At 44.9% G+C, this 17,448-nt stretch carries 17 protein-coding genes; 5 read left to right on the top strand and 12 right to left on the bottom strand.

The annotated features are described in order from the left end of the window. Positions 1–34: 34 nt before the first annotated feature. Positions 35–1,195, top strand: a complete 1,161-nt coding sequence (locus KCTCHS21_RS09825) for a putative glycoside hydrolase (RefSeq protein WP_130607230.1) — start codon at positions 35–37, stop codon at positions 1,193–1,195. 769 nt (positions 1,196–1,964) lie between these two features. On the opposite strand, the gene KCTCHS21_RS09820 is transcribed toward KCTCHS21_RS09825, so the two are convergent. From KCTCHS21_RS09820 to KCTCHS21_RS09800, 5 genes are all read right to left on the bottom strand, one after another. Further along, complete coding sequence (locus KCTCHS21_RS09820) at positions 1,965–3,266, bottom strand: pyrimidine-nucleoside phosphorylase (protein WP_130607228.1); 1,302 nt, start codon at positions 3,264–3,266, stop codon at positions 1,965–1,967. A 47-nt stretch (positions 3,267–3,313) separates the two neighbouring features. After that, positions 3,314–3,985 (bottom strand): deoxyribose-phosphate aldolase, encoded by a 672-nt coding sequence (gene deoC, locus KCTCHS21_RS09815; protein WP_130607226.1) that lies wholly within the window; start codon positions 3,983–3,985, stop codon positions 3,314–3,316. A 103-nt stretch (positions 3,986–4,088) separates the two neighbouring features. Beyond that, positions 4,089–5,057, bottom strand: coding sequence for a 6-phosphofructokinase (gene pfkA / locus KCTCHS21_RS09810; RefSeq protein ID WP_130607224.1), 969 nt, complete (start codon positions 5,055–5,057; stop codon positions 4,089–4,091). A 34-nt stretch (positions 5,058–5,091) separates the two neighbouring features. Then, complete coding sequence (locus tag KCTCHS21_RS09805) at positions 5,092–6,171, bottom strand: tetraprenyl-beta-curcumene synthase family protein (protein WP_130607222.1); 1,080 nt, start codon at positions 6,169–6,171, stop codon at positions 5,092–5,094. A gap of 23 nt (positions 6,172–6,194) precedes the next feature. Continuing rightward, positions 6,195–6,539, bottom strand: a complete 345-nt coding sequence (locus KCTCHS21_RS09800) for a hypothetical protein (RefSeq protein ID WP_130607220.1) — start codon at positions 6,537–6,539, stop codon at positions 6,195–6,197. A gap of 249 nt (positions 6,540–6,788) precedes the next feature. Here KCTCHS21_RS09800 and KCTCHS21_RS09795 point away from each other — a divergent pair, with 249 nt between their 5' ends. Together KCTCHS21_RS09795 and KCTCHS21_RS09790 are read left to right on the top strand one after the other, a co-directional pair. Next, complete coding sequence (locus KCTCHS21_RS09795) at positions 6,789–8,060, top strand: multi antimicrobial extrusion protein MatE (RefSeq protein ID WP_232058143.1); 1,272 nt, start codon at positions 6,789–6,791, stop codon at positions 8,058–8,060. A 36-nt stretch (positions 8,061–8,096) separates the two neighbouring features. Next, positions 8,097–9,254, top strand: a complete 1,158-nt coding sequence (locus KCTCHS21_RS09790; protein ID WP_232058142.1) for an MFS transporter — start codon at positions 8,097–8,099, stop codon at positions 9,252–9,254. Positions 9,255–9,359: 105 nt separating this feature from the next. Here KCTCHS21_RS09790 and KCTCHS21_RS09785 read toward each other — a convergent pair whose 3' ends face one another. The 5 genes from KCTCHS21_RS09785 to KCTCHS21_RS30870 form a co-directional block, all read right to left on the bottom strand. Next, a complete protein-coding gene (locus KCTCHS21_RS09785) occupies positions 9,360–10,664 on the bottom strand; it encodes a hemolysin family protein (protein ID WP_408621798.1) in 1,305 nt (434 codons plus the stop codon). Between the two features lie 305 nt (positions 10,665–10,969). Next, positions 10,970–12,292 (bottom strand): replication-associated recombination protein A, encoded by a 1,323-nt coding sequence (locus KCTCHS21_RS09780; protein ID WP_130607214.1) that lies wholly within the window; start codon positions 12,290–12,292, stop codon positions 10,970–10,972. A gap of 78 nt (positions 12,293–12,370) precedes the next feature. Then, positions 12,371–13,426: a CotH kinase family protein gene (locus KCTCHS21_RS09775; RefSeq protein WP_232058141.1), complete on the bottom strand. Its 1,056-nt coding sequence runs from the start codon at positions 13,424–13,426 to the stop codon at positions 12,371–12,373. A 170-nt stretch (positions 13,427–13,596) separates the two neighbouring features. After that, on the bottom strand, positions 13,597–13,980 hold the full coding sequence (locus KCTCHS21_RS09770) for a hypothetical protein (RefSeq protein ID WP_162309300.1): 384 nt from the start codon (positions 13,978–13,980) through the stop codon (positions 13,597–13,599). Between the two features lie 9 nt (positions 13,981–13,989). Next, a complete protein-coding gene (locus KCTCHS21_RS30870) occupies positions 13,990–14,127 on the bottom strand; it encodes a hypothetical protein (RefSeq protein WP_157994001.1) in 138 nt (45 codons plus the stop codon). A gap of 355 nt (positions 14,128–14,482) precedes the next feature. On the opposite strand from KCTCHS21_RS30870, the gene KCTCHS21_RS30865 reads away from it, so the two are divergent. Together KCTCHS21_RS30865 and KCTCHS21_RS09760 are read left to right on the top strand one after the other, a co-directional pair. After that, positions 14,483–15,214, top strand: coding sequence for a hypothetical protein (locus KCTCHS21_RS30865; protein WP_157994000.1), 732 nt, complete (start codon positions 14,483–14,485; stop codon positions 15,212–15,214). 57 nt (positions 15,215–15,271) lie between these two features. Continuing rightward, complete coding sequence (locus KCTCHS21_RS09760; RefSeq protein ID WP_130607208.1) at positions 15,272–15,928, top strand: DUF2642 domain-containing protein; 657 nt, start codon at positions 15,272–15,274, stop codon at positions 15,926–15,928. Positions 15,929–16,029: 101 nt separating this feature from the next. On the opposite strand, the gene KCTCHS21_RS09755 is transcribed toward KCTCHS21_RS09760, so the two are convergent. Both KCTCHS21_RS09755 and KCTCHS21_RS09750 read right to left on the bottom strand, forming a co-directional pair. Then, positions 16,030–16,677, bottom strand: a complete 648-nt coding sequence (locus KCTCHS21_RS09755; protein ID WP_130607206.1) for a YdeI/OmpD-associated family protein — start codon at positions 16,675–16,677, stop codon at positions 16,030–16,032. Then, entirely contained in the window at positions 16,670–17,428 is a 759-nt protein-coding gene (locus tag KCTCHS21_RS09750) for a tRNA threonylcarbamoyladenosine dehydratase (protein ID WP_130607204.1), read from the bottom strand. The genes KCTCHS21_RS09755 and KCTCHS21_RS09750 overlap by 8 nt, the downstream gene beginning before the upstream one ends. Positions 17,429–17,448: the final 20 nt, after the last annotated feature.

The following is a 17,448-nucleotide window of genomic DNA, read 5'->3' as shown; positions in this document are numbered from 1 at the left end:
CTCTTTTTACAGAGTATATTGGGGAGAGATATGGATGAATATTTTACTTACTTTATTTTTACTTCTACAAGCATCATTAGGTGGTTCACACCAAGGCGAGAAACCATTAGAGAAATTATTACACTCAGTCAGCACCGCCATTAAGTCCCAGAATGAATCCACAACACCAGGCCAAGCTAAGCCAATTGCAGATGACCCTCAGCCGGATGCACCTGTTGTAAAAGGGATTTATGTAACAGCTTACAGCGCTGGTGGAGAGCGATTTGCTTCCCTATTAAATCTTTTAGACAAAACAGCTCTTAATTCGATGGTCATCGATATCAAAGATGATTTAGGCAATATTACATACAAAACAGACAACACGACCTTGCAGAAGCTCGGCAGTCCCCAGCCTTATATTAAAGATATTCACAAGCTCATGACTACTCTTAAGGAGCATGACATTTATCCGATTGCTAGGGTTGTTGTTTTTAAGGACAGCGTATTAGCAAAGAAGCATCCTGAGATGTCTTTCGTGCAGAAGGACGGAACGGTCTGGCAAAACAAGAACAAGGATGGATTTGTAAATCCCTACAGCAAAGAGGTGTGGGAGTACAACGTTGAAGTCGCCAAGGAAGCTGTAAAGCTTGGCTTCAAAGAAATTCAATTCGATTACGTGCGTTTTCCGGAAGGCTTTGAGAAGCGAGCAGACAGCTTAACATTTACTAAAAATAAGCTAAGCCGTGTCGATATCGTTGCTGAGTTTGTAGAATATGCAAAAAAAGAATTGTCACCACTGGGAGTAAGAGTTTCTGTAGACATCTTCGGCTATGCAGCATCTGTACCAGCAGCTGAAGGAATCGGGCAGGACTTCGTCAAAATTTCCAATGCAGTCGACGTTATTAGCCCAATGATTTACCCTAGTCATTACAGCACCGGTTGGTTCAAACAGAAGGATCCGGATAAAGCTCCGTATGAAACGATTAAAGGGGCTATGGATGATACGCATAAGAAATTAGATCCTCTGGGCGATAAGAAACCGATCATTCGTCCTTGGATACAGGATTTTACTGCTAAGTGGCTAGGTAAAGGACATTATTCTCAATATGGAGCCGCTGAAGTACAAGCTCAAATCAAAGCACTTAACGACAGTGGAGTCGAAGAGTACTTGCTCTGGAATGCTGGAAATAAATATACCGAAGGTGTTAAGTTTTAGACAAATAATAGGGCTAATCTCGGTCGTCACTGACCTTGAGATTAGCCCTAATTTGTTGTTGCTTTATGGACTCAGCTTCAAAATGAGTGCTTTACGGTTAGAGAGCACTTGGGCGTTATTATTGCCACAGTGGTATGATGGTTTTCGACTTCGATCCGATTCTGACGAATCCTGAACACCCTATTTAGCGAAAAAACAGCGGTTTGAATTTCGAATCGTAGTCACCTTATTTGCCCCTCAAACGTTACTTTTCACCCCATATGATGCAAATAGCGTATGTACGAAGAGATTTTGTCCTCAGTTAATCGACAGCCTCCGAGTTCACTATGGGTCGCCAATTCAGACTTTTAGCCGCAATAAGGTACTGGGCGTTCACTATCAGCCGCCAATCCACGCTTTCTTCCGAAATAAGGTACCGAGCGTTCACTATGAGCTGCCAATTCCCACTTTCAGCCGCAATAAGGTACCGAGCGTTCACTATGAACCGCCAATCCACGCTTTATTCCGAAATAAGGTACCGAGCGTTCACTATGAGCCGCCTTTTCCCACTTTCAGCCGCGATAAGGTACCGAGCTAGGTTGTCGATTAACTGTGGAATAAAAAAATTAGCTGCTAAAAATCGATTACTTGTGAAAAACGTCGCTTTTCACCCCTGAAAACCGAAATAAGCACATAAAACTGGAATTTATAGTCGGCTTTAGTAGACGTTTTAATTTGCTAACAGTTAATCGACAGCCTAGTACGATTCGCCACAGCTTCTAACTGCTACCTAATTTATTTCCCCCACTACTAAAGGCGGCGGAGTAACTCTTATAGCTGAGATTTGAATAGACTCATACATTTTAGCTAGCACATCTTCTACCGCTTCTTTATTCGCATGAATGGTCGCAAGTGATTCCCCACTTTGCACAGCGTCCCCGATTTTCTTATGCAGAACGATACCAACAGCCAAATCAATCTCAGAGGTTTTCGTAGCCCGTCCCGCTCCAAGGAGCATAGCAGCCAGACCCACATTCTCTGCTGCTATTGACGCAACATAGCCGGATTCCTTCGACGGCACCTCTATCTGATACTTAGCCGTAGGCAAATGCTCTGGATGGTCAACAACTGTAGCGTCTCCACCTTGCGCGGCAAGAAAGGTCTTAAATTTCTCTATCGCTTGCCCACTGGCTATCGATTGCTGGAGCATCTGACGAGCTTCTTCTTTGCTAGCTGCTATTCCAGCTAAGACAGCCATATGGCTCCCTAGAATTAAACATAGCTCCGTAAGATCCTTCGGGCCAACACCTCTAAGCGTGTCTATGGCTTCCTTCACCTCTAAAGCATTGCCAATGGCATTACCAAGCGGCTGACTCATGTCAGATAATACAGCAACAGTCTGTCTACCGACCCTGTTTCCGATATCCACCATGCAAGCAGCTAAATCCTCTGCCTCAGACAATGTCTTCATGAAAGCACCGTCGCCTGTTTTCACATCGAGCACAATCGCGTCTGCTCCAGAAGCGATCTTCTTGCTCATAATTGAGCTTGCAATTAACGGTATAGAATTCACCGTCCCTGTTACATCCCGAAGACCATACAGCTTCTTATCCGCTGGAGTTAGATTATTGCTCTGACCAATAACCGCAACTCCGTTGCGATTAACAAGCTCCAAAAACTCCGCATTATCGATTTCTACATGAAAGCCAGGAACGGCTTCTAGCTTGTCTATAGTGCCTCCAGTATGTCCAAGTCCCCGACCGGACATCTTGGCTACTGGAACGCCTATAGAAGCGACCAGAGGAGCTAACACGAGTGTCGTTGTGTCTCCAACGCCTCCCGTACTGTGCTTATCCACCTTGACTCCTGAAACCCCCGATAAATCAATCGTTTCACCGGAATGAACCATCGCCATCGTCAAATCTGCTCTTTCTGTCGGTGTCATTCCACGGAAGAAAATAGCCATCGCCATTGCCGACATCTGATAATCTGGGATTGAACCATCCGTATATCCACTGATGAGATGATTAATTTCATCCTTTTCTAGCTCGCCGCCATCGCGCTTTTTCGTGATTAAATCAACCGTTCTCAACGTTGTATTCCTCCTCAACTCAACATTTGGGAGAGCACTAAGTCCGTTTAATACCCTTGTCCGACTCCACCTGTCACAATTGCTATAGAGGAGCTTGCTCCTAGTCTTGTCGCTCCGGCTTGAATCAATTTGTGTGCAATATCCAAATCACGTACACCACCAGAAGCCTTTATTCCCATATCCGGCCCTATGACGCTACGTATTAAAGCGATATCCTCTACCGTTGCCCCACCTGTACCGAAGCCCGTGGAGGTTTTGACGAAGTCTGCTCCAGCCTCTTTACACAATAGAGAAGCTTGTTTTTTCTCTTCGTCTGTTAAGTAACAGGTTTCAATGATGACCTTAACCTTCGCTTTCCCTTTACAAGCCTTTACCACTTCTTCAATATCCCGCTTCACTGCGTCCGTATTGGCCGACTTTAGAGCACCAATGTTCAGCACCATATCGATTTCAGTAGCACCAGCCAGAATGGCATCCGTTGCCTCTGCCGCTTTTACTTCCGTACGACTTGCACCCAGAGGAAATCCTATTACAGTCGTTAGACCAACCTTACTGCCAGCCAATTCACGAGAAGCAACAGGGATCCAATGAGGATTGACGCATACTGTTGCAAAACCATATTGCTTGGCTTCCCCACAAATTCGAACAATTTCCGCCTCAGTACTCACCGCGCTTAACAAGGTATGATCAATCATTCCTGCAATTTGATCAGCTGTCATATGTATCATTTCTCCTATAAGTCCAATTTATTTAGCAGGCAAATAACAAGAGGAACCGAATAGAAGTGACCATTAAGGTCTCTATTCAGTCCCGGTATACCTATTATTGCGCTAATCTTAATGCTAAATTGTATAAATCTAAATTAAAGGATTTCTTAGTGGAAACTACCTTTTCTATATCCGTGGCCACGAATTCGCCCTTAATAATACCGATACCCTTACCTGAATCTCCTTCGAGCAAGCGCTGAACCGCGAAATCTGCCAGCTGGCTAGCCAGTATCCGGTCATTGTGGGTTGGAGAGCCTCCACGTTGAATGTGTCCTAATACGGTCACACGCGGCTCGATACCGCTATATTCCGTAATACTCCGCGCTACTTCATCACCAGAGCAAACTCCTTCAGCAACAACGACAATACCATGTCTTTTGCCCTTCTGGAAATTTTCCTTCATGCGCAAGGAAATATCTTTAAGATCAAACGGAACCTCAGGGACAAGAATAGCTTCTGCTCCACTTGCCAGTCCTGCATATAGAGCAATGTCTCCGCAATGACGGCCCATGACCTCAACAATAGAAGATCTCTCGTGAGATGTCATTGTATCACGTAGCTTGTTAATGGCATCAACAACGATACTTACTGCAGTATCAAACCCGATTGTGAAATCTGTGAAAGGGATGTCGTTGTCAATTGTTCCTGGCAGCCCCATCGTTTTGATACCGAGCTTGCTCAGCTTGTTAGCCCCTTGATAAGAGCCATCGCCGCCGATAACGACTAAGCCATCGATGCCTTGCTCACGCAGCACGTCAGCTCCTCGTTGTTGACCTTCAGGTGTCATGAACTCCTTACAACGAGCAGTTTGTAGAATCGTACCCCCACGTTGAATAATATCTCCAACACTACGTAAATCCATCGGTCTGAGATCTTGATTCAATAGACCTTGAAAGCCCCGCTGAACGCCATATACCTCTAACCCACGATATAGTGCGCTTCTTACTACAGCCCGAACGGCCGCGTTCATACCTTGTGAATCTCCGCCACTTGTTAATACGGCTATTTTTTTAACTTCACTCATATCCAATGCCTCCCTAATGTGTCCTTGCCCTTAATCACATGGCCTTCCTTATCCAATGGCTATTTAGCCAGAAAAACACTCTAGTCCAAGGACTGCCCTTCATCAACAGCTTTGCCGTCTTGCGGACATCAGCCTGGTCCTTTACCTTCGGATCTGATAAATACAAAGCTACAAGCCCTTCTACAATCATCCGATGAAAATGTCCAAAGGGTAGCTCGTCAGCAGATTTTCTAGCGGCTTGAACCAATTGTCTCATACGATCATTGAGCATTTGTTGATCATCATAGTAGCTGCAGAAATTTAGATCTCCGCCCGCTTGATCTTCCGCCTGATCTATCAAGTAATCGAGAAGGATATGCAAGCCGCATATCGATGGGAAATAATTAGCTTTGATTGCCGCAGCCTGATCCTCCTCCAGCAATGGGTCGCTGGCAGCCAAGAATAGCATAAACATCCCTAGAGTTGAGCCCGTAGCTGCAGCAAATTCATTCCATTTCAGCTGCGGATAATGAGAAGAATGTTTATCCCACCAGTTCAACAGCTCTTTTTCACGTTGCGAATGGGAAATATGCTTGTAAACCTGCAAATCTACATAAAGCTGAACTAGCTCTGTCACATGCTTCTGCACATGGCGATAGGTGGGCAGCTTAGCAATTGATGCTCGGCATTGCATGACCAACGCCTCTAAATAACCACCATCGTCTTGTTCTTCGCGAAAGGCATAATAATTCTGGGTCCGCGCCTCAGGTGTAACTGCGTCTAACATACTTTGATGTAAGAGCCGAAAATCTTTCGGATCCAAGGAGGTGCTTCGGTCACACAAATTATCTAAATAATCGCTAATGGTCTGCAAGGCTACGATAAGCGGAATCAGAACATGCCTTTGCTCCAGATTGGCGGCAGCATATACGCCTCCACCCTCGCAATGAAATTGCTTCGTATTCATACTGTCTAACGCTTGCTTGCGTAGCTCTAAATCAGGAATGTGATTGGCTACTGATCGCCATCGTCCCAGTTCTGCGCGAACCTCCGGCAAAATGTACTTATAGACTCTTTTCATCAATGAAATCGCTCCACTAGGGGAACGGCCTACCAATAGGGATCTGTTATTCATTGCTTTGGGTCCTCCGCTATGCTCTAACCGCTATGCCTTTTAGAATCGCTATCTAAATCCTGCTGTGTGCGGAACCAAATATTGAGATCGTTAATCCGGCTGGCCAGATCCGCGATGTCTCCATTGATTAGGCACGATTGAGCGAAATCATCCTCTTCAAACAGCTGCTGCTGCTTGAGTCTAATTATTGCTTCGAAACGCATAATATGATCCGGAATATTGCCGCGAATCATTTCCCATTTAGCTAGTATGGCAGTCTGATGCTCAAGATTTAGCTCATCCCAATCCGTGCTTAAGCAAGGAATTGAAATCCCATGTCTTGCGCTATATTCGAACTGGCTGTCAAGCCACCTTGAATTTATCCGCATCGTTTTTCACCCAATCTTCAGCCTTAGAGCCTATCAAAAAGCATTATTCTTTAATTTATCATTTCACACCGTTGAAATCCAGCACAAATGTCTGGCAGCTGTCTAGCAGCACGCCTATCCAAAATCCTTCCCCGATTTCCTTTCAAAATCTGATATAATACTACCTATCTTAATAAACAGCGACATAAAAATGCAATTTACTACGTTCTAAAGGGAGTTATCATGTCAAAAGCTACTGAGCCGGTCTCAATGAGACGGCTTTTCCTGTTTTTCATTCCGATGGGCATTTCGGTTCTATTAATTAACATGTCTCATGTCATTATTAACGGCACTTTGGCAAGATCTAGCAACCCGGAAATCATTCTTGCCGGCTATGCGCTTGCTATGAGCTTACTTATCGTATCGGAAAAGCCTGCGGTCCTGTTCCGCCAGACCTGCTCCGCCTTAGTTCGAGATCGAATCTCCTTCAAGGCTGTAAAACACGTAAGCTATTATGTATTCGGAGCTTCACTCGTATTCGGGGCACTAATTGCTTATACTCCGCTTGGACATTGGATATTCGGAGGCGCTTACGGTGCTGATCCCGTTGTTGAGCGGGAGGCTATTCATGCTTATTACGCATTAATGTTCTTATCTGTATTTTCCGGAGTACGCTGCTTATATCAAGGGGTTATCATTTATAAAATGAGAACTCGCTGGCTAATGATCGCGATGATATTTCGACTCGGGGGAATGTTTCTCTTATCCCAATATTTTCTACATATTGGTGTAACCAGTGCTCTGCAAGGGACAACTATTTTTGTATTCGGCATGATGATTGAAGCCGCCATTAGCTACTGGGAAGCCAATAGACTACTTAAAGAAATGCCACTCAAGGACGAGGCTTGTGAGATTACACAGCCTAAACAGGTACAGAAATTTTACAGCCCGCTGCTGTATTCAACTCTTATTGTCGTATGGCTATTGCCGATATTGAACGCACTTCTGGGAACGACTCATAGAGGGACTCTTGCGGTGGCATCCTTTGCGGTGGCGGGTAGCCTAATGAATCTTATCCTTGGTTTCTTTACGTACTTCCACCAGATTGCCTTGCTCTTCGTAAGGTCTCATCCTGATCTTGTTCGTAGATTTACGTTAACGCTTGGATTCATTCCTCCATTACTTATGATTTTGTTGGCTTATACACCTATCGGTTCATGGATGTTCTCACATGTGCTCGGGGTTAAAGGTGAGCTGCTTCAAGCCTGTATTCATGCTTTGAGAGGGTTTTTCCCGTTCGTGCTCGTGTTCCCTTGGCTCGATACCTTAAACGGTATTGTTATGGCTCACGGGGAAACGAAGCTCATGTTTGGTTCGCAAATCGCCAATGCTATTGTAACGGCAATTCTCATTGTCCTTCTTGTATTGTTATTGCCGAGTTGGAGTGGCGTGCTTGGTTCCTTAGCTCAATCGGGAGGATTAATCGCAGAATTGGTTTTCCTGGCTTGGATATTTAGGCGTACTCATCGATCCGTTAGCTAACATATAGAAAAGCTTCAAGAACAGGAGATGCCTGCGGTGGAACACGTTCAAACTTATAAAAATCAGCTTTTCATTCTTCGTGCTATGCAGTTTGTCAACTATTCTACAATGGTACTACTCGTCTCCTACTTCCCGCTTTATTTTGAGTCACTTGGATTTACCAAGCTTCAAATCGGAGCTATCTATTCCATCGGGCCATTATTATCTATCGTTTCCAATATAGCTGTTGGTGTTATAAGCGACCGGACTAAGAATCTGCGCCGCATCCTTAACTTGCTTTACGTCATTCAAATTTTAGCGTTAGCGTTGCTGCTACCCCAGAAGGAATTCGGCTTCATGGCTGGAATTATGGCGTTTTTCTACCTGTTCCAAACTCCGATCAATTCCATGCTCGATAGTGTATCGTTACTTGCTGCTGACAAAATGAAGCTTAGCTTCCCGACGATTCGAATGTTCGGCTCTCTCGGTTATGCGCTTAGTGCTGTCGCCTTCGGCTATTTGCTCAAAATATACGGCTCCGATCTAACTATCATACTCGCCCTATGTACAATCGGAGCTTCGTTGGTCTTCTCTCTTTTTATTAGTGATTTCCAAGCTACCTTGAAGAAATTTGAATTTAAGGGCTTGTTGATTTTGCTCCGTAAAAAAGAAACAGTCCTTTTCTTCATCTTTATTATGATCGTGTCGGTGGGACATCGGATGAATGAGGGGTTTCTGGCTGTTGCCATGAGAGAAATCGGTGCAGACGACTCGATTATCGGTTATGCTTCTCTAGCTTCCGCTGTTAGTGAAATACCGATGTTTTTCTTGCTGGCCAAGTATGGACATCGCTTTAAAGAGCTGCCATTGCTGGCAATGGCAAGCTTTATGTATGTTATTCGATTAGTGCTGCTCAGCTTCGCGAACGAGCCTTGGATGATGGCATGCTTACAAATGATGCACGCTCTCACCTTTGCCATCTTCTATATAACGGCTTTGCGCTATCTGCAAGTGCTAATCCCGGATGAATACCGCTCGTCCAGCCAAGCCGTGTTTGCCGTCGTCTGGTCAGGCTTAGCAGGTCTAATCGCCGGTACCCTCGGCGGTTACCTCTATGATGCGATGGGCCTCGCCTACGTCTTCCGTACCGGCGCCCTATTCGCACTAGTCGGTGCCTGCGGCTTCTTGTTCACTCATCTTCGTCGCGCAGCATAGTCCCACATTGCTGGGAGATAAAGTACCTAGCGCGTCCTCCCCCATCTTCCGCCCACAAAAAAATAAGGTTGTATAGGATTTGCATCCCATACAACCTTATTCGCTTTAACCTGTCTCAGCCTGTAACTCCCACCGAGAATTACCTGCCCGTGATACAGTTATCCTTGAAATCCGCATATGGTCCGTCTCTTCAATTGTAAACCGGTAGCCATCAACTGATTCAACAAACTGGCTCTTCGTTGGTGGATTCTCAATCTGGGAATAGACCCAGCCGCCAATCGTATCATAATCGTCCGTGGAAATATCCAGTCCGAAATAGCTATTAACTTCCTCAATGAGCATCATACCATTAATGGAATAAGTGCTTTCATCCTGCTGCTCTAGATCAGGGCGTTCTTCGTCAAACTCATCTTGAATTTCTCCAACAATTTCTTCCATAATATCTTCCAATGTGACTAACCCTGAAGTTCCGCCATACTCATCGATAAGTATCGCGATTTGCGATTTCCTCTTCTGCATGAGCTTAAGAAGCGTACTAATCGGCATGCTCTCGGGTATCGTTGTTATTGGACGCATAACATCACGTATATCATGAATCGAATGATCAGATACTTTCAATAAGTCCTTAATATGAACAAATCCGATAATGTTATCCTTATCCTTCTCGCATACAGGATATCGAGTGTGCATTTCCCTAAGGGCCATGGCTTTGTTTTCTTCAAAAGATAAGTTACCGTACAAGCAGCTCATATCTGTCCGTGGAATCATAATTTCGCGAGCATTCGTTTCCACAAATTCAAAAATATTGTCCATTAGCGTTAATTCGGTCTTATCGATCAACCCGCTCTTATGACTCTCTTTAACAAGTATCCTTATCTCCTCCTCCGTATGAGCAGAGGATGAAACTTCTGAGGTATCGATTCCGAAGGGCTTAAGCAATAAACCAGCTATTCCATTAAGCGCCCATATAAAAGGACTCATCACCCTACGGAAAAAGATAAGCGGAGTCGCTGTCCAAAGCGTAACCATCTCAGCTTTGCGGATTGCAACGGACTTGGGCATCAATTCTCCAAGCACAATATGCAGCACCGTAATAAATGTAAAGCCGATAATGAAAGATGCAGGATGAACGAAACTGCTGCTTAGGTTCATGGATACGAAAAGAGGCTCCAGCATTCTTGCGATCGCTGGTTCACCGATCCAACCAAGGCCGAGAGAAGCAAGAGTAATTCCAAGCTGACAGGCCGATAAATAAGCATCAAGATGGTCCATTAGATGAGAAGCGACCTTAGCTTTCTTGTGCCCTTCTTGCACCAATGTATCAATTCTTGAGCCACGTACCTTAACCATGGCAAATTCTGCGGCCACAAAGAAGCCGTTCAGAAACACCAAGATAAAAATTAGGACCAAGTCCACGCTTAATGGAAAGGGGTCACCGTCCAAATATTCCCTATCCTCACCGATTAGAGAGGATAGGTACACCTCCTTTATATTTTGAAAGATACTTACAATAATTCAGAATAGCTAGATATAAGGCTTTTATATAGCTTAGACGGTTTGAGGCAGTCCGTCAAACAGCGACTGACTGCGTAATTCGCCGTAGTACCCATCTCTATTCGCTTGAGCCTGCCACCTATGCCGATTTTTCGAACGAAAAGGCTATATATCCCCGAATCTAACGATTTTACTGATTTTTCATAATAAATTGACTCATTTTAAAGTTTTCCCGATCGTTTTTCTCTGCGTTTAGATTGATTCTGACGTATTTTATCTTCCATTCCCTGTGCAGTAGCTTCGTAAAACACTTTAGAAGCAAGCTTGTCCGGCAAATAATTCTGTTCTACATAATGACCTGGAAAATCATGCGGATATTGGTAACCAACATGTCCTAGCTTCTGAGCACCACTGTAGTGTGCATCCCTCAGATGAAATGGCACCTCTGCCGATTTAATCGCATCGAACGACGCCATAATTCGCCCAATTGTAACGGCAATAGCATTGGATTTGGGACTTTCCACAGCAAACAAAATAGCCTGTGATACGATATATTTGGATTCTGGCCAGCCAATCCGGTGATAAGCCTCCATAGCACTTACAGCCTGTACCATAGCCTGAGGATTAGCCAAACCGATATCTTCACTACAAGCAACGGTCAAGCGCCTTAGAAACACCATAGGATCCATCCCTAGCTTCTCAACCGCATACAGAAACCAGAATAAAGCTGCATCGCTAGATCCTCTCAAGCTCTTATGAAAAGCTGATAGCACATCGTACTGGGTAGATTCATCTGCCTTAACCGTTGGCTGGCGAATAGATTCCACCGCGACATCAAGTGTAATTCGTACTGCACCGTCAAGCTCGGATGGAGTCGTCACCGCAGCTAACTCCAAGGCAGTCAAGGCGCGACGTATATCTCCATTTGCCATAGATGCGATATGCTCCAAAGCTTCCTCATCTACTTCCAGCTTCATAAAACCAAGACCCTTAGAAGAATCCGCTAGTGCTCTTCTTACAGCTAGCATGGAATGCTCTTTCTCGAGCGGCTCTAGTCGAAACAAAGTCGAACGTGACAGCAAAGCTCCATTAACGGAATGAAAAGGATTTTCTGTTGTCGCCCCGATAAATACGATAATCCCCCGCTCGACAGCAGGAAGAAGCGCATCTTGGCGGGCACTATTAAAGCGATGTACCTCATCTAGAAAAAGAATCGTTTTACGACCATACATGCTCTTGTTATTTTCCGCCTGCTCAATCACTTCACGGACGTCCTTCACCGTAGCATCGACCGCATTTAACCGGACAAAGTCGCCTTTCGTTTGCTTCGATATAATATGCGCGAGAGTTGTTTTCCCACAACCTGGGGGACCAAAAAGCAATATGGAGGAAACCACGTCACCTTCGATCGCCCGGCGCAGCAATTTCCCTTCACCAATAAGGTGCTCCTGTCCGATATATTCCTCTAGCGTCTCTGGACGCATTCGATCTGCTAGTAACCGCGCCCGCGGCTCTGTCCCCTCACGAAAGCTGAATAAATCCATTGTCAAACCGCCTTTCTTATCCTTCCATCATATCAGAAAGATGATCTGACAGGAAGGTTATAGGAACTTACGTTCCCGCTATAGGCGAAGGATTTCAGCTTTGATAATAGCCCTTCTTTCCTTAATATACTGGCGTATAACACTCGACTCTCCAAGAAAATCCCCATAAGACCATCGACGCGTACTGTCTTCTCGAACATAGCTGGATACTTTCTTTAGCATCCCTTCCACAATAGGCATTAACTTTTTTTCCGTGAATGGCCCGTTCAAAGCACTTTGTAAAATAGTTTTATAACGTCTTGTGAAACTCGGGTATTCCAGTAGCTTACTCGTCAAGTAATTATATCCCGTGACTTTTACCAAATCACTATCGACGAGCTTACCGTAGCAATTACGCCCCCAAGTCCCCTCATAATCCCAAGGAATCATTCGAAACCTTCTTGTTTTGCTGCTGCGGTAAATAGCATAATTTTGCTCAAATCCGTCATAGTTCCCGGTCAACACTGCACCCGCCAGCCAACGAAGATAATTGTCTACATCAAGACTTGAGCTTAGGAACGCCTCTCCTCGCTTGCCATTGTAAGTATTTAATCCCTTTATGAATGCTTTAAGCTTAGTTTTCTCTGATAAATTCCCAAATCTGTATTCATAACCTTTTAGAAGCGACGATTTCAGCTGACTCGTTTCAGGAGCGTAGAGACCGAAATCAGCTTGATTATTTACTGCGTAGAACAATGAAGATGCACCAATACTTCTCCTGCGGAAAAACAATTTCTCAACACCTTCAATTTCGTGATACACCCCTAACGATTCGCCATTAATCATCAGTTGTACATGCTTCGTTCTTGGCGCAGCGACCCCTATCATCGGAAAAAAGGCAAACGAAAGCGCGTTGCGAACAATCGAAGGATCGTCAAACTCTGCATTATAATGAAAGGCTTGGTTTTTCCGCACTACCTCATAGGAACGCTTAGGGTATCCCCGATTATGACCACCCCGATATCGTAGCGACACCTTCACTTGTTTACCGTTAGTTGTCATTTTGGCGGAGACGTATTTATCGTTCCAGAGGTTCTTTTCTAATGCTTCATAATTCGTCTCGTCAACGCTAATCCTTCTGATAGGTAGAAGCATGTCAATCCGCCTTTCCTCGTACAGCATCGAATCGTCAAATCAGCGTATGTAGCCCCGACATTCGCGGAAACGGCATTCGTCTATGAGGCAAGACAAAAAGAAGAGGCTTTCTCTTAGCAGCTACAGCTGCCTTAAGTTAGCCTCTACCGTTCTTCACTTCCTAAAAACATCTAACTTCTATTATCTACGTCCGCCACTGCGTCCACCACTACGCCCGCCGCTGTGTCCTCCACTGCGTCCACCACTACGTCCGCCGCTGTGTCCACCACTACGTCCGCTGCTGTGTCCTCCACTACGTCCGCCGCTGCGTCCACCACTACGTCCGCTGCTGTGTCCTCCACTACGCCCGCTGCTGTGTCCTCCACTACGCCCGCTGCTGTGTCCTCCACTACGCCCGCTGCTGTGTCCACCACTACGTCCGCTGCTGTGTCCACCACTACGTCCGCTGCTGTGTCCACCACTACGTCCGCTGCTGTGTCCACTACTATGGTTATGACCGCTTGTCCCTGAATTGGATTCATTACCGCCCCAATTACCCCAAGTTTTATGACCATATTGTGGCGCTACATTCTGTTGACCTCCAATTGGTTTGCAAATCCTTTTCTGACCACCGTTATTCCTTCCACCATTAACTGTCCGTCTGCATTTGCATTTACAGTTGAAGCGTTTTGGACGACAGCGAGTGTTACCTTGGTTTCCATGCAATTCAATACTCATTTATGCTACACCTCCTATTTGAAGACTATTTAATCTATGAGAGGAGGCATGATATTGATAGGGACAAGCGCAGAATACAGACTAAAAGGGGCTGTTCTCTACTATTAAATGCGGATTTATTACTCTACTTGGACAACCAACCGTATCCCTTCTATAAGGGGACACATACATATAGATTACAAACTTACTTCCCCTACAAGTGCAAAGGAGGGACAAAGGATAAGGAATCAAAAGCTTATCTGGATCAGAAGACATTTGTCTCTCTTTCACTTCTTGGATAGTTAGTTTAGCGAATCTATCAACGACCCATTTCCCCTATTATGGAAGGAGAATGCATCAATGTTATTTAATTATCAGTCACAACAGCAGGCAGCCCAGCATCACTCTCAAACCGGACAGCATAATCATGCAGTGCAAGCCAATCACTTGATTGGTCAACAGGTTCGTATTAACCGTGGCGGACCCGACAGCGTATTAGGTGTCCTTATTGCAATACCCGGTAATTTTTTAGTCGTTCTATCAGAAAATGTTATCGTCTATGTTAATGGTACTCATGTAAAAAGTATTACCGAAGGTGGAAATGATGGTGGAAAAAGCGGCGGCAATTCCAGTGGCAATCGGACAAGAGGATCTGCCCATAGAAGCTTTATAAGCGCCCCTAACTTCCAATCACTGCTTAATCGTTTACGCCATAAACACATTCAGATCAACCGCGGTGGACCTGAAAAGCTCGATGGTTTCCTAGCGGAAATATCTAAGGACAATGTGTTATTGATCGTTGACCGCGAGCTAGTAAGAATTCCCGTATTCCACATCAAAAATGTTTCCTTATCCGGTAAAAATCAAAATAATAAAAACGATAACAAAAATGACAATAAAAACAACAACAAATCTGGTAATAACAAGTCTGGCAATAACAAGTCTGGCAACAACAAATCCGGCAATAACAAATCCGGCAATAACAAATCCGGCAATAACAAATCGAATAATAAGAAATCAAGCAGCGGCAACAAAAATAAGAGCGGGCAAGGCGGAGAACGCAACCGGAGCAAAGGAAACGCACGTCGTTAACTCATCCCTATCGCAAGTATCAGTCATAGTCGCAAAGGAGGTGCTCCCGCTGAACCAATGAAAACTTACTTGAACCAATCCGTATCGTTAACCGTATCCGGAACTCGGCTTCCCATAAAAGGAAGGCTTATTGATCTCGGAACCGACATCCTTGTCCTGCATAACGGCTTCCAATTTCTATATGTCCCACTCGTTCATATCCAGCAATTGACCCGCTGCCCTGCTCACGAATCCAATTTCGGTGAACCGACCGAGCCGCCGCTTGACCCTACAATGGATTTATCCTACCGTAAGGTACTGCTTAACGCCAAAGGAATGTTCTCTGAGCTGCACATCGCTGGTAGTCAAACGGTTCATGGTTATGTCACAAGCATCATGAATGACTTTTTCGTATTCTACTCTCCAATGTTTAGATCGCTATATGTGTCGATGCGGCATCTAAAAATACTGGTACCCTACGATCCACATACGACACCTTACGCACTGGAGCAAGATAAATTCCCTATCCATCCTTCAACCGCCTCGCTCGCGCGTACCTTTGATCAGCAATTGAGAAAGTTCGAGAACGAGTTCGTCATTTTGGACTTAGGAGAACATCCTGAGAAAATAGGCTTACTCAAATCCGTTCACAACAATCTCGTTGAATTGGTCACCGCGGATGGCGCCAGCACCTTTATCCATCTTGATCACGTCAAGACTATTCACCGACCTTAGCATTATGCTTTACCTCCTCCTCAATGCTTAAAGGCTATTCCGAGTGCATAATGCACTCGGAATAGCCTTTTTTTTAACTGACACAATATTTTAATGAGATGCTATTTATCAGATGGACGCTTTAACCCGCCACCCAGCTTTTCTATTGCCTTCTTGACGCGGGAAATTCGAGTCTCCTCACGCTTAGCATCCATAATCCAGCGGATATACTCCTTCTTGTGCGAGGGAGCAAGATTAACAAAGAATGTAGCTGCATCTAGATTCGTATCAAGAGCTTTCTGCAAATCGTCCGGGACATCTAACGTCACCGGCGAAACGGTGCCTGCCGCCCGACGTTCTGCTGGAGTAACTCGCGTTCTGCCTACGGCGCTCAATGGACGAAAACGCATAGCTGACCACGTTTCATCTATAGAAACGAGAGCAATACCTTCCCAGCCCGCCTCAGAGACGACAGACCATCCGCGATCACGATTTAAATCTGCCTTCAACTTTGAAGTACCTTTAGGGTAATTCATCCAAAGTAAGCCATCTGGTTTTACCAAACGAATAGCTTGTAGAGCCAGTCGCTCAACATCGGCAACGCTTGTCGCAAATAATTGCACATAATCATACGCGCCTGGTTGATTCTCTTCCAACAGCGAATCCTCAAGTGTTATCCCAATAAGCTCCAAAAAGCCTTCCGGTGGTTCAATGATTGCAATCTTACCATCCTTCGGCAGCTTAAGCTTCTTGATCAACGCTTCATCCATAAGGTTTGTCTACTTTTGCAAGCAGATCCTTAAACACCACGCTAACCATAATTAAGCCAGCGACTGGAGGAACAAAGGCATTACTTGACGGTGGCTGCTGCGCTTTGCGTATTTCAGGCGCTGTTTCCGGAACAATTCTCTGAGTGACATCTTCTCTCGGCTTAATTGGAAGCTCTGTAGAGAAAACAACTTGAACGCCTTTTTTAATGCCTTCAAGACGCAGCTTTTTCCGAATGACTCGAGCAATCGGGTCTACCGTAGTTTTGGAAATATCCGCAACCTGAAAACGAGTTGGATCTGTCTTGTTGGCAGCTCCCATGCTTGAAATGATAGGAACTTTGCGGTCCAAGCACTGCTTAATGAGATGTATCTTGTAAGAAATTGTATCTGATGCATCGACAACATAATCAAGCTCATACTTGAAGAGCTCCTCATACGTCTCCTCGGTGTAAAACATCCGAAGTGAAATAACGTCACACTCTGGATTAATTTGTTTTATCCGATCTCTCATCAGATCTGCCTTAGGCTGTCCGACAGTTGTCGTTAGCGCATGAATTTGACGATTAATGTTGGTAATATCAACAACATCCTTGTCGATAAGGATAAGACGGCCTATCCCTGAGCGCGCTAAAGCCTCAGCTGCAATTCCGCCGACTCCACCAATACCTAGCACGGCGACTGTGCTGCCTTTAAGCAGCTCCAGTCCCTCCGGCCCGATAGCTAATTCTGTTCTGGAGAACTGATGCAACATCGGTTAGCTCTCTCCTTTAA

The organism is Cohnella abietis, from assembly GCF_004295585.1.
Lineage (GTDB): Bacteria > Bacillota > Bacilli > Paenibacillales > Paenibacillaceae > Cohnella > Cohnella abietis.
This window is presented reverse-complemented; position numbering and strand designations above follow the sequence as displayed.

Bases quoted from the DNA above. Each gene is read 5' to 3' on its own strand.
- KCTCHS21_RS09825 (WP_130607230.1), top strand. From the start codon at position 35: ATGAATATTTTACTTACTTTATTTTTACTTCTACAAGCATCATTAGGT.
- deoC (WP_130607226.1), bottom strand. From the start codon at position 3,985: ATGACAGCTGATCAAATTGCAGGAATGATTGATCATACCTTGTTAAGC.
- pfkA (WP_130607224.1), bottom strand. From the start codon at position 5,057: ATGAGTGAAGTTAAAAAAATAGCCGTATTAACAAGTGGCGGAGATTCA.
- KCTCHS21_RS09805 (WP_130607222.1), bottom strand. From the start codon at position 6,171: ATGAATAACAGATCCCTATTGGTAGGCCGTTCCCCTAGTGGAGCGATT.
- KCTCHS21_RS09800 (WP_130607220.1), bottom strand. From the start codon at position 6,539: ATGCGGATAAATTCAAGGTGGCTTGACAGCCAGTTCGAATATAGCGCA.
- KCTCHS21_RS09795 (WP_232058143.1), top strand. From the start codon at position 6,789: ATGAGACGGCTTTTCCTGTTTTTCATTCCGATGGGCATTTCGGTTCTA.
- KCTCHS21_RS09780 (WP_130607214.1), bottom strand. From the start codon at position 12,292: ATGGATTTATTCAGCTTTCGTGAGGGGACAGAGCCGCGGGCGCGGTTA.
- KCTCHS21_RS09775 (WP_232058141.1), bottom strand. From the start codon at position 13,426: ATGCTTCTACCTATCAGAAGGATTAGCGTTGACGAGACGAATTATGAA.
- KCTCHS21_RS09770 (WP_162309300.1), bottom strand. From the start codon at position 13,980: ATGGTCATAAAACTTGGGGTAATTGGGGCGGTAATGAATCCAATTCAG.
- KCTCHS21_RS30870 (WP_157994001.1), bottom strand. From the start codon at position 14,127: ATGGAAACCAAGGTAACACTCGCTGTCGTCCAAAACGCTTCAACTGTA.
- KCTCHS21_RS30865 (WP_157994000.1), top strand. From the start codon at position 14,483: ATGTTATTTAATTATCAGTCACAACAGCAGGCAGCCCAGCATCACTCT.
- KCTCHS21_RS09760 (WP_130607208.1), top strand. From the start codon at position 15,272: ATGAAAACTTACTTGAACCAATCCGTATCGTTAACCGTATCCGGAACT.
- KCTCHS21_RS09755 (WP_130607206.1), bottom strand. From the start codon at position 16,677: ATGGATGAAGCGTTGATCAAGAAGCTTAAGCTGCCGAAGGATGGTAAG.
- KCTCHS21_RS09750 (WP_130607204.1), bottom strand. From the start codon at position 17,428: ATGTTGCATCAGTTCTCCAGAACAGAATTAGCTATCGGGCCGGAGGGA.